Source organism: Pseudomonas profundi (assembly GCF_008638305.1).
Lineage (GTDB): Bacteria > Pseudomonadota > Gammaproteobacteria > Pseudomonadales > Pseudomonadaceae > Halopseudomonas > Halopseudomonas profundi.
In genome coordinates, this window is sequence record NZ_VTPZ01000002.1 from 310,855 (window position 1) to 322,837 (window position 11,983).

The window sequence follows — 11,983 nt, forward strand, 5'->3', positions numbered from 1 at the left end:
ATACTGCCTGCTCGTCTTAGGGATAATGGACAGGCCGGCAAAAAACGCATTTAAATGCTTAAGAAACCTCTGAAACAGATTATCCAGAGGCTTCATAAAAAAACGGTTCCCATTAAGGAGTGAGGCAATGTCAAAAGGGCATTCACTACAAGACCCTTACCTGAACGTTCTGCGCAAGGAACGTGTTCCGGTATCAATTTATCTTGTAAACGGCATCAAGCTGCAGGGACAGATCGAGTCTTTCGATCAGTTCGTTATTCTCTTGAAAAACACTGTCAGCCAGATGGTCTACAAGCATGCGATTTCGACCGTGGTGCCGGGACGGCCGGTGCGGCTCCCGGTCCAGGCTACAGGCGATGAGGCTGAAGCTGGCAATCCTTGATAATCGCGGAGGCCTGATTGTTTTTTGAACGCCATGAAGGGGGTGAGCGAGCTGTGCTCGTTCATCTCGAAGGCATGGATGAGTCCAGCCGGGAAGATCCGCAGGAATTTCTTGAGCTGGTCGCGTCTGCTGGAGCGGATATTGTCGCTTTCCTCACGGTAAACCGGTTTCAGCCGAGCCCAAGATTTCTGGTTGGCGCCGGCAAGGTAGATGAGCTGCGCGAGCTGGTCGCCAGCCATGAAGGCGACCTGGTCATCTTCAATCACACACTTTCCCCCAGTCAGGAACGTAACCTTGAGGGCGAGCTGAAGTGTCGCGTGATCGATCGTACGGGGCTGATTCTGGATATCTTTGCTCAGCGCGCGCGGACCCATGAAGGCAAGTTGCAGGTAGAGCTGGCTCAGCTTGATCACCTGAGCACGCGCCTGGTGCGGGGCTGGACTCACCTTGAGCGCCAGAAGGGCGGTATCGGTCTGCGTGGTCCGGGTGAAACGCAGCTTGAAACCGACAGACGCTTGTTGCGTGTACGCATCAAGCAGATATCCCAGCGCCTTGAAAAGGTTCGCAGCCAGCGAGAGCAGGCGCGCCGTTCCCGTCAGCGTGCGGAAATTCCGGTTGTGTCGCTGGTCGGTTATACCAATGCCGGTAAATCTACCCTGTTCAATGTTCTCACCGAATCCAGTGTTTTCGCTGCAAACCAGCTGTTTGCGACGCTTGATCCGACTTTGCGCCGAATCGAGCTTGCCGAGATTGGTCCGGCGATTCTGGCTGACACGGTGGGATTCATCAGGCACTTGCCGCATAAGCTGGTAGAGGCCTTCCGCGCCACGTTGGAGGAGTCCAGCCAGGCCGACCTGTTGCTGCACGTGATCGATGCGGCTGACGATGAGCGCACCTCACACATTGAACAGGTCCACCTGGTTCTGAACGAAATTGGCGCGCTGGAGCTCCCGATTCTGGAGATCTACAACAAGATCGACCTGTTGGACGGTTTTGAGCCGCAGATTCAGCGCGACGAGCAGGGCAAACCGGTGCGCGTCTGGATTTCCGCCCAAAGCGGACAGGGTCTTGAGCTGGTCGCTCAGGCGATTGCCGAGCGACTGGGTGAAGACATGATGCAGGAGTGGTTGCTGCTCGAGCATGCGGAAGCCCGGTTACGCGCGCAATTTTACGATGCAGGGGCAGTCCTCGGCGAGCGTGTCGCCGAGGACGGACGTCAGCAGCTCGAAGTACGGCTTCCGCGTAGCGATTTCAATCGGTTGCTCAAGCGCGAGGGGTGGCAGATGGACGACTTTCTCAAACAACACACTCTGCAATAATGCTTCTGGCAGCGGTTCGCGCTGCCATCGGCTTTTGCGGTAAGATTGCCCGGATCCGCGTCGGGCGTGCATGACTTCGCGACGTAACGTTTCAAACAACGGAGAACGCTATGGCCTGGAATGAGCCTGGTGGTGGTAACAATTCGAATAACCAGGATCCCTGGGGAAGTGGCGGAAACCGGGGCGGTAATCGCGGCGGCAAGCAAGGTCCGCCGGATCTGGACGAAGCATTGAAGAAGCTTCAGGATAGCCTCAACAAGATGTTCGGTGGCAAAAAGGGCGGTGGTGATCGAGGCAAAGGAACTGGCAGCGGTGGTGCCGGTATCCCGAAGGGCATGTGGATTGTCGCTGGCCTGATCATTCTCGCTGTCTGGTTGTTCAATGCTGTGTATATGGTTGACGAGCAGGAACAGGCCATCGTTCTGCGTTTCGGTGATTATCACCGTACTGTTGAGTCGGGCCTGCATTTATATTTCCCTCCCTTTGAACGCAAATTCCAGCGCAACGTGACTCAGGTTCGCTCGTATCGCCAGCAAGGGCAGATGTTGACCGAAGATGAAAACATCGTGGAAGTGCCGCTGGCGGTGCAGTACCGTATCTCCAATCTGGAAAACTTCGTGTTGATGAACGAGGATCCGGAAACCAGTCTGCGTCACGCCACCGAGAGTGCGTTGCGTCACGTGGTGGGCTCCACGTCGATGCACCAGGTGCTCACCGAAGGACGTGAGCAGATGGCGGTGGAAACTGCAGAGCGGCTTCAGCGCTATCTCGATTTGTACAATACCGGTATCACGGTCGTGCAGGTGAATATCGAAAGCGCTCAGGCTCCAGATGAAGTGCAGGACGCTTTCGACGATGTCATCCGGGCGCGTGAAGACGAAGTCCGCGAGCGTAACCAGGCTGAATCCTATGCCAACGGCGTCATTCCCGAAGCGCGCGGTCAGGCTCAGCGGCTGTTGGAAGAAGCCAGCGGTTATCGTGACGAAGTAGTAGCCCGCGCGATGGGTGAGGCTGAACGCTTCAACCTGTTGGTTGGACAGTATCAGCAATCGCCGGAGGTCATGCGTGAGCGTCTGTATCTGGACACCATGCAGGACGTCCTGAGTAATACCAGCAAGGTTCTGGTATCTGGTGGCGAAGGCAGCAACAATCTGTTGTACCTGCCGTTGGACAAATTGATGCAGCAGGGTGGGTCCGGGTCTGGCGGATCGTCGTCGGGTTCGACCAGTTATTCATCTGGGGCTGATGCTTCCACGCGGACGCCAGTGCAGTTGCCGCCACGCGATCCGCGCGCTAGGGAGACTCGTTAATGACTAACAAGTCGATGTTTGGCCTGATTACCGCACTTGTAGTGTTGGTGGTTGCCTGGAACAGTTTTTTTGTAGTCAGTCAGATTGAAAGGGGTCTGGTGCTGCAGTTCGGTAAGGTGGTCAAGGCTGACCTCGAGCCGGGGCTGCACTTCAAGTTGCCGTTCGTGCAGGATGTGAAAAAATTCGATGCGCGCTTGCTGACGCTTGATACGGCCACCCAGCGCTTTTTGACCCTGGAAAAGAAAGCCCTGATGGTGGATTCGTACGCCAAATGGCGGGTTGCGGATGTGCAGCGTTACTATACGTCCACGTCCGGGCTGCGGACCTTGGCTGAGGAGCGTCTGTCTCGTCAGCTCGAATCAGGGCTCCGTAACGAAGTCGCCCGTCGTACTCTGCATGAAGTAGTCTCCGGCGAACGCGATCAGCTGATGGCGGATATTACCGAGTCGCTGAATAGCAGCGCGCAGCGTGAACTCGGTATTGAGGTGTTGGACGTTCGGGTTAAAGCCATGGATCTGCCGCGCGAGGTAAACCGCAGTGTGTTCGAGCGGATGAGTAGCGAGCGTGAACGGGAAGCCCGTGAGCACCGCGCCAAGGGTCGCGAGCTGGCTGAAGGGATTCGTGCAGATGCTGATCGTCAGCAGCGGGTCATTCTTGCCGAGGCCTTCCGTGAGGCTGAAGAAATTCGCGGTGATGGTGATGCACAGGCTGCTTCGATCTATGCCGACGCCTACAACAAGGATCAGGAGTTCTATTCTTTCTATCGTAGTTTGCAGGCTTATCGCCAGAGCTTTTCGGATAAGTCGGACATACTCGTCCTCGATCCTGAAAGCGAGTTCTTCCAGTACTTGCAGCGGGGCCAGGGCCGCTGATACAGCCTCAGCCACACTCGCCATGTTGCGAGTGTGGCTGGCTGAAAACATGCTACAATCGCGCAGCCGGGCCAGCCCGGCTTTTTTGTGACCAGCGCTCTGCTGGTTGTGGCCTGAAAAGGCCTGCCATCAAGGATGCAGGGTGTGTTGTCAGGCTTTGCGACAGCAGTGTGTCTGATGCTGATTGTTGAAGGCATGATGCCCTTTCTGGCGCCGGTGCGCTGGGAGCAGCTGCTGGTCAGTCTTGCCCAGCTTACTGATCGCCAGGTCAGGCTTGCAGGTCTGGCGAGCATGTTGATCGGAACCGCATGTCTGTACCTGCTTCGCTAGCACGTACCGGCGTCCACTGCGAAAGTAATAAGGTTGTGAAAATGCCTACTGTTGATCGTTGGCTGTTGCCCGACGGGATAGAAGAAGTGCTGCCTGAAGAGGCCGCACGCATCGAGACCGCCCGCCGCCAATTGCTGGATCTGTTTGCCAGCTGGGGTTATGACCTGGTCATTACCCCTCATATCGAATACCTCGAATCCCTGCTTACCGGCGCCGGGCATGATCTGGATCTGCAAACCTTCAAAATGACCGATCAGCTGTCTGGGCGCATGCTCGGGCTCCGTGCTGATATCACGCCGCAGGTCGCCCGTATCGATGCCCACACGCTGGGTGCTGACGGTGTCAGCCGCCTGTGTTATTGCGGCAGCGTATTGCATACGCGTCCACGTGCTCTGTCGACTTCCCGTAGCCTGATCCAGCTCGGCGCGGAGCTGTATGGCAATGCGTCCTGCGCAAGCGACATAGAAGTTATCTCCTTGATGCTTGAAACGCTGGCTGCCTGTCAGGTCGAGGGTGTCCATCTCGATATTGGTCATGTCGGTATCTATCGCGGGCTGGTGCAAGCCGCCGGACTCGATACGACCGTAGAGAGCGCACTGTTCAATGCCTTGCAGCGCAAGGCGGTGGACGAGGTCAGGGAGATAACAGCGGGGCTGGAGCAGTCATCCATCGCCGCGATGCTGTCCAGCCTGGTCGAGTTGTCGGGCGGAATGGAAGTTCTTGAACGTGCCCATGTGCTGCTGGACGGGGCTCCCGAATCGGTCATGGCCGCACTGGATGACCTCGCTGAGCTGGCCCAAACGCTGAAGCAGCGATATCCGGCGATCCCCTTGTATTTCGATCTGGGCGAGTTGCGTGGTTATCACTATCACACAGGCGTTGCTTTCGCTGCATTCCTGCCCGGTGTTGGCCAGAGCATCGCGCAGGGCGGTCGGTATGACGATATCGGCAAGGATTTCGGTAGAGCCAGACCGGCTACCGGCTTTTCCACGGATCTCAAGTTTCTTGTTGAGCGCGGCACGATTATCAGTCGCCGCAGCGCCGGGGTCTGGGCACCTTTCAGTGACAAGGCCGGTCTCCAGGCTGAAGTTGTTGCGCTTCGCCGCCAGGGTGAGCGCGTAATAGTCGCGTTGCCGGGACAGCTGGAAGGTGATGCTGCTGAATACGGCTGTGACCGGATTCTGCGTTATGCGGAAGGCGGTTGGCAGGTCAGCGAACTTTAATTCGATCTACGGCCTGCCGGGCCGCCACTTACAAACGAGGCTAGAGCTGAACATGGGTAAGAATGTTGTCATCCTGGGCACCCAATGGGGTGATGAGGGTAAAGGCAAGATAGTGGATCTGCTGACGGACCAGGTAGCGGCCGTAGTGCGCTATCAGGGCGGGCACAACGCAGGTCACACCCTGGTCATCGATGGCGAGAAAACCGTACTGCACCTGATCCCGTCAGGCATCCTGCGGGAAAACGTCACCTGTTTCATCGGCAACGGCGTCGTGCTGTCCCCCGAGGCGCTACTGAAGGAGCTGGGCGAGCTGGAGGCAAAAGGTGTTCCGGTGCGAGATCGCCTGCGCATCAGCCCGGCCTGTCCGCTGATCCTTCCCTATCACGTGGCGCTGGATCAGGCCCGTGAAAAGGCGCGTGGCGAGGCCAAGATCGGCACGACCGGTCGCGGCATCGGTCCGGCCTATGAAGACAAGGTTTCGCGTCGTGGGCTGCGCGTAGCGGATCTGTTCAACCGCGAACGCTTTGCCGCCAAGCTGGGTGAAGTGCTCGAGTATCACAACTTTGCGCTGCAACATTATTACAAGGTCGAGCCGGTTGATTTCCAGAAAACCCTGGACGAAGCCATGGGTTATGCCGAGTGGCTCCAGCCGCTGATGACCGACGTTACCGCGCGTCTGCATGAGTTGCGTCGGGAAGGTGCAAACATCATGTTCGAAGGCGCCCAGGGCTCGCTGCTGGATATCGACCACGGTACCTATCCCTATGTCACCAGCTCCAATACGACGGCGGGCGGCACCGCCACCGGCTCGGGATTTGGTCCTCTATATCTGGACTACGTACTGGGTATTACCAAGGCCTATACCACTCGGGTCGGCTCGGGTCCGTTTCCGACCGAGCTGTTTGATGCAACCGGTGCGCGTCTGGCTGAGCGTGGCCATGAATTCGGTTCTACAACCGGACGCGCCCGCCGTTGTGGTTGGTTCGACGCGGTCATTTTGCGTCGCGCCATCGAGATCAACAGTATCAGCGGGCTGTGCCTGACCAAGCTTGATGTGCTCGATGGGCTTGAAACCATCCGCATCTGCGTGGGCTATCGCAATGCTGACGGAGCGGTGATCGAGGCGCCGACGGATGCTGACAGCTATCTCGGCCTGGAGCCGGTGTACGAAGATGTGCCTGGTTGGAGCGAGTCGACCCTCGGCATCAAGTCCCTGGACGATCTGCCAGCCAATGCACGCGCCTACATTGCCCGGATCGAAGAGTTGGTCGGTGCGCCGATTGATCTGGTCTCGACCGGCCCGGATCGCCATGAAACCATCATTCAGCGACAGATTTTCTGAGTTGATGGTCTGAGCAGGATCCTGTTCAGACTGCACGTCTGGTCAGGTTGCAAAGAACCCGCAGAGATGCGGGTTTTTTGGTTCTGGCGGCGCGATCTTATAGTGCAGAGAGTGGTGTTTGAATCGGACGGATGACGTTTCGGCCCGGATCTGGCACGTATTTGGGTAGGCTGAAGCAGCAGGCTGTGAAAAGCGGGCACAAAAAAACCGGACATTGTCCGGTTTTTTAAATTGGTGCCCAGGAGAAGACTCGAACTTCCACGGCCTTGCGGCCACTAGCACCTGAAGCTAGCGTGTCTACCAATTTCACCACCTGGGCGCATCATCAACAACGAGTGCTAAGATGAACGCTGGGTTCGTTCTTGCCAACCGTTGTCGTGTTGACGGCGCGAATAATACGAAGCCTGTAATGGTCTGTAAACCCCTGTTTGCAAAAATAATTGTATATCGACGGAAACAGGTGCATGTGAAGCGGATTCGCGGTTCAATAGGTGCCTATGACTAAAAAGACCAAACCCCAAGACCCGACTTCCTTGTCGGGCAATGCTTCACGTTCGGGCTCCGGACCCACCGATTGGATCAATCAGGATCCCGCAGCACAGCGCGAAGCAGAGAAATATGACAATCCGATACCGAGCCGCGAACTGATTCTTCAGTTGCTGGAAGAGCGTGGAGCGCCTGCGACCCGCGCGCAGTTACAGCAGGAATTTGGACTGGACGATGAAGATGCCATTGAGGCGCTTCGCCGCCGCCTCCGGGCCATGGAGCGCGATGGCCAGCTGATCTACACCCGCCGTGGTGCTTATGCGCCGGTCGACAAGCTGGATCTGATCCGTGGTCGGGTGCAGGGTCATCGCGACGGCTTCGGTTTCCTGGTGCCGGAGGACGGTGGTGATGACATGTTCCTCGGGCCAGCACAGATGCGGCTGGTGTTCGATGGTGACAGAGCGCTAGCGCGGATTACCGGCGTTGATCGACGTGGTCGCAGTGAAGGTGCGATCGTGGAAGTCATCGAACGCGCCCATGAAGTTCTGGTAGGCCGTTATTACGTCGAGAACGGCATCGGCTATGTGGTGGCTGATAATGCCAAGATCAATCAGGAAGTGCTGATCCCGCCGGGCCTGGATGGCGGCGCGGAGCATGGTCAGTACGCCGAGGTGCGCATCACTCAGTGGCCGGCGATCCACCGTCAGGCGCAGGGCGAAATCATTGAGGTCGTAGGCGACTACATGGCGCCGGGCGTAGAGGTTGAAGTGGCGCTGCGTAGCTATGACATCCCGAGCGTGTGGCCGCAGTCTGTATTGGATGAAGCTGATCGGCTCAGTGATAGCGTCGAAGAAAAAGATAAACAGAAACGCGTCGACCTCAGGCATCTGCCGCTGGTCACTATCGACGGCGAAGATGCCCGTGACTTCGATGACGCTATCTACGCTGAACCGCACAAGGCAAGTGGTTGGAGATTATTCTCCGGCGGCTGGAAACTTTACGTGGCGATCGCTGACGTGTCTCACTACGTTCCGCTCGGGTCGGCCCTGGATCAGGAGGCAGAGCTACGTGGCACTTCGGTGTATTTCCCAAGCGAAGTGATTCCCATGTTGCCAGAGGCCATCTCCAATGGTCTCTGTTCACTGATGCCGAATGTGGACCGTCTCGCCATGGTGTGCGAGATGACCGTATCGAAGAGTGGCGAGCTGACTGACTTTCAGTTCTATGAAGCGGTTATCCACTCCCATGCCCGACTGACCTACAACAAGGTCTCGTCGATGCTGGAGCATCCGCGGAGCAAGGAGGGCAGGGCGCTCAGCGAGGAATACGCCGAGGTACTGCCGCATCTGAAAAACCTGTATGACCTGTACAAGGCATTGGCCAAGGCGAGACAGGGGCGTGGGGCAATCGATTTCGAAACAACCGAAACGCGAATCATCTTTGGCGAGAATCGCAAGATTGCAGAGATTCGGCCGACTACCCGCAACGATGCGCACAAGATAGTGGAAGAGAGCATGCTGTGCGCCAACGTTGCCACAGCGCGCTTCATGCAGGAGTTGGAAGTGCCGTCGTTGTACCGGGTTCACGATTCGCCGAAACCTGAAAAGATCGAGCGGCTGCGCCAGTTTCTGGCATCCATGGGCATTACCTTGAGCCGAAAGAATGCTGACCCGACGCCGGAGGATTACAGCGCTGTGTTGCAGAAGGTGCAGGGGCGCCCGGACGCACAGCTGATCCAGACTGTGATGCTGCGCTCGCTCAGCCAGGCTGTGTACAGCCCGAACAATGCCGGGCATTTCGGCTTGAACTACGAGGCCTATACGCACTTCACTTCGCCGATTCGCCGCTATCCCGATCTATTGGTCCATCGCGCCATTCGTAGTGTTATTCGTTCACGCAAAAAAACTGACCGGGTCAAGCGAAGTGGTGCGCCGGCCATGGCCAAGGCGGCTATCTATCCCTACGACCACCAGGCGTTGGAGCAACTTGGCGAGCAGTGCTCTCAGAATGAGCGGCGCGCTGATGAGGCGACCCGCGATGTGGTCAGCTGGCTCAAATGCGAGTTCATGCAGGACCGTGTGGGAGACAACTTCGACGGTCTGGTCACCGCGGTCACCGGCTTCGGCTTGTTCGTGGAGTTGACCGATTTCTACGTCGAGGGTCTGGTGCATATCACCGCTTTGCCCGCGGATTACTACAATTTTGACGCTGTGCATCATCGTCTTACCGGTGAGCGCTCGGGTAGAACCTTCCGTCTCGGAGATTCGGTTCGCGTGCAGGTTGCCCGGGTAGACCTGGATGACCGCAAGATCGACTTCGAAATGGCCAAGGATCAACCGGCCACGGTGGGTGGCGCTGATGTTGAAGCGAGCCGGGCAGCGCGCAGCAAGCTGATGAAGGAGGCAAAGGGCGCTGCTGCGGGGGACGGCAAGGGACGCGGAAAGGGCGGCAAGGCGAAGGCGCCGCGCGCGCCGGAGAAGCGCGCTGCCCGTGCGGCTGAGCGCAAGTCCAGTCGCAGCAAGGACGAGAGCAAGGCTGCGCCTGCTCCGCAGAACGTTCGCCCTCCACGCAAACGCAAGGCTCGGCCCGAGAAAGGTTAGATCAATCGAATGAGTGACAAGGAATACGTATACGGGCTGCATGCCGTACAAGCGATGCTGCAGCACGCGCCGAAACGCGTAAAGCAACTACAGCTGGTGCGGGGGCGCATTGACTCCAGGATGCAGGGGGTGGTGGATCTTGCGCAGCAGCACAAGGTTGCTGTCCAGCATGTCTCGACAGAGGATCTCGACAAGCTGGCTGACGGTGGTGTTCATCAGGGTGTGATCGCTGTGGTAACGCCCAGTCAGCTGTGGTCTGAAGACATGCTTGGGCATATGCTCGATGACCTCGACAGTGTGCCGCTACTGCTGGTTCTCGACGGCGTCACCGATCCGCATAATCTCGGTGCGTGCCTGCGTAGCGCCGATGCAGCTGGCGCGCATGCCGTGATTATTCCGCGTGATCGTTCAGCTAGTCTGTCTCCGACCGTGCGCAAGGTTGCCTGTGGGGCCGCTGAAACGGTTCCGCTGGTGGCAGTGACGAATCTGGCGCGCACCTTGAAGCAGTTGCAGCAGCGTGGGTTGTGGGTGGTGGGCGCCGCCGGCGAGGCCGAGCAGCTGTTGTATGAGGTCGATTTCAAGGTGCCCAGCGTTATTGTCATGGGCGCGGAGGGCAGCGGTATGCGCCGTTTGACCCGTGAAAATTGCGATTACCTGGCCAAGCTCCCGATGGGCGGGGCAGTGAGCAGCCTGAACGTCTCGGTAGCTGCCGGAGTCTGCTTGTTCGAGGCCGTACGGCAAAGAACCCAAACGAGCTAGATGTTCAATCGAACACCCGACCGGACTCCCTGGGTTTCGTCGGGTTTCGAGGCTGCTTGATCAATACCACTTGACGTGCTGCCGGCAATGTCTTTTCCTTCCAGCTTCCAGCTTCCAGCTTCCAGCTTCCAGCTTCCAGCTTCCAGCTTCCAGCTTCCAGCTTCCAGCTTCCAGCTTCCAGCTTCCAGCTTCCAGCTTCCAGCTTCCAGCTTCCAGCTTCCAGCTTCCAGCTTCCAGCTTCCAGCTTCCAGCTTCCAGCTTCCAGCTTCCAGCTTCCAGCTTCCAGCTTCCAGCTTCCAGCTTCCAGCTTCCAGCTTCCAGCTTCCAGCTTCCAGCTTCCAGCTTCCAGCTTCCAGCTTCCAGCTTCCAGCTTCCAGCTTCCAGCTTCCAGCTTCCAGCTTCCAGCTTCCAGCTTCCAGCTTCCAGCTTCCAGCTTCCAGCTTCCAGCTTCCAGCTTCCAGCTTCCAGCTTCCAGCTTCCAGCTTCCAGCTTCCAGCTTCCAGCTTCCAGCTTCCAGCTTCCAGCTTCCAGCTTCCAGCTTCCAGCTTCCAGCTTCCAGCTTCCAGCTTCCAGCTTCCAGCTTCCAGCTTCCAGCTTCCAGCTTCCAGCTTCCAGCTTCCAGCTTCCAGCTTCCAGCTTCCAGCTTCCAGCTTCCAGCTTCCAGCTTCCAGCTTCCAGCTTCCAGCTTCCAGCTTCCAGCTTCCAGCTTCCAGCTTCCAGCTTCCAGCTTCCAGCTTCCAGCTTCCAGCTTCCAGCTTCCAGCCGTACGTTGCGCACCGCGTTCCCCTTGCTACTTCCCTTCGCCTTCCCTAGAATAGCCGCCCCAAACTAGAGTTCTACTCCTTGCCAGACCATTTGGGTGGCTGGCTACAACCCGTAAGGAGCACCAATGCGTCATTACGAAATCGTATTTCTGGTTCATCCGGATCAGAGCGAGCAGGTTAACGCGATGGTCGAGCGTTACACCAAGCTGATTGAAGAAGACGGTGGCAAGATTCACCGCCTTGAAGACTGGGGCCGCCGTCAGTTGGCTTACCCAATCGACAAGATCCACAAAGCTCACTACATCCTGATGAACGTTGAGTGCAGCGCCAAGGCTCTGGATGAGCTGACCGAGAACTTCCGTTACAACGATGCCGTGATTCGTAACATGGTTATCCGTCGTGACGAAGCCGTTACCGAACAGTCCGACATGATGAAGCCCGAAGATACTCGAGGCGGTGATCGTGGTGAGCGCAGTGATCGTGGCGATCGCGGCGAGCGCCGTGAACGTCGTGACGACAACGAGTCGGACGATCGTAACGCTGACAATGAAAGCCGCGACACCGATGACGGTGACGACGAGTAATTTCTTTTCGGT

11 protein-coding genes and 1 tRNA gene are annotated in these 11,983 nt (G+C 57.5%); 10 read left to right on the forward strand and 2 right to left on the reverse strand.

The features are described 5' to 3' along the window. The first annotated feature begins 127 nt into the window (after positions 1-127). From hfq to FZE95_RS04440, 7 genes are all read left to right on the forward strand, one after another. Positions 128-382 (forward strand): RNA chaperone Hfq, encoded by a 255-nt coding sequence (gene hfq, locus FZE95_RS04410; RefSeq protein ID WP_150299616.1) that lies wholly within the window; start codon positions 128-130, stop codon positions 380-382. 17 nt (positions 383-399) lie between these two features. Next, positions 400-1,701 carry a ribosome rescue GTPase HflX gene (gene hflX / locus FZE95_RS04415; RefSeq protein ID WP_150299617.1) on the forward strand — a complete coding sequence of 434 codons (1,302 nt, stop codon included), beginning with the start codon at positions 400-402 and terminating at the stop codon, positions 1,699-1,701. 110 nt (positions 1,702-1,811) lie between these two features. After that, the gene (gene hflK / locus FZE95_RS04420; protein WP_150299618.1) at positions 1,812-3,011 is read left to right on the forward strand and encodes an FtsH protease activity modulator HflK; all 1,200 of its coding nucleotides are present in this window, start codon (positions 1,812-1,814) and stop codon (positions 3,009-3,011) included. Continuing rightward, positions 3,011-3,883, forward strand: coding sequence for a protease modulator HflC (gene hflC, locus FZE95_RS04425; protein WP_150299619.1), 873 nt, complete (start codon positions 3,011-3,013; stop codon positions 3,881-3,883). Before hflK ends, hflC begins: the two co-directional genes overlap by 1 nt. Before the next feature lie 135 nt (positions 3,884-4,018). Further along, the gene (locus FZE95_RS04430) at positions 4,019-4,213 is read left to right on the forward strand and encodes a DUF2065 domain-containing protein (protein WP_150299620.1); all 195 of its coding nucleotides are present in this window, start codon (positions 4,019-4,021) and stop codon (positions 4,211-4,213) included. A gap of 41 nt (positions 4,214-4,254) precedes the next feature. Beyond that, positions 4,255-5,436, forward strand: a complete 1,182-nt coding sequence (locus tag FZE95_RS04435; protein WP_150299621.1) for an ATP phosphoribosyltransferase regulatory subunit — start codon at positions 4,255-4,257, stop codon at positions 5,434-5,436. A 52-nt stretch (positions 5,437-5,488) separates the two neighbouring features. After that, positions 5,489-6,778 (forward strand): adenylosuccinate synthase, encoded by a 1,290-nt coding sequence (locus FZE95_RS04440; RefSeq protein WP_150299622.1) that lies wholly within the window; start codon positions 5,489-5,491, stop codon positions 6,776-6,778. Positions 6,779-7,010: 232 nt separating this feature from the next. Here FZE95_RS04440 and FZE95_RS04445 read toward each other — a convergent pair. Beyond that, positions 7,011-7,097, reverse strand: a tRNA-Leu gene (locus FZE95_RS04445). Between the two features lie 178 nt (positions 7,098-7,275). Between FZE95_RS04445 and rnr the strand changes: the two genes are divergently transcribed. After that, entirely contained in the window at positions 7,276-9,864 is a 2,589-nt protein-coding gene (gene rnr, locus FZE95_RS04450; protein WP_150299623.1) for a ribonuclease R, read from the forward strand. 9 nt (positions 9,865-9,873) lie between these two features. Next, the gene (gene rlmB, locus FZE95_RS04455) at positions 9,874-10,623 is read left to right on the forward strand and encodes a 23S rRNA (guanosine(2251)-2'-O)-methyltransferase RlmB (protein ID WP_150299624.1); all 750 of its coding nucleotides are present in this window, start codon (positions 9,874-9,876) and stop codon (positions 10,621-10,623) included. A gap of 60 nt (positions 10,624-10,683) precedes the next feature. On the opposite strand, the gene FZE95_RS19580 is transcribed toward rlmB, so the two are convergent. Next, complete coding sequence (locus FZE95_RS19580; protein WP_190324493.1) at positions 10,684-11,400, reverse strand: hypothetical protein; 717 nt, start codon at positions 11,398-11,400, stop codon at positions 10,684-10,686. A gap of 112 nt (positions 11,401-11,512) precedes the next feature. On the opposite strand from FZE95_RS19580, the gene rpsF reads away from it, so the two are divergent. Next, complete coding sequence (rpsF, locus tag FZE95_RS04470) at positions 11,513-11,971, forward strand: 30S ribosomal protein S6 (RefSeq protein WP_150299625.1); 459 nt, start codon at positions 11,513-11,515, stop codon at positions 11,969-11,971. The last annotated feature ends 12 nt before the right edge of the window (positions 11,972-11,983 follow it).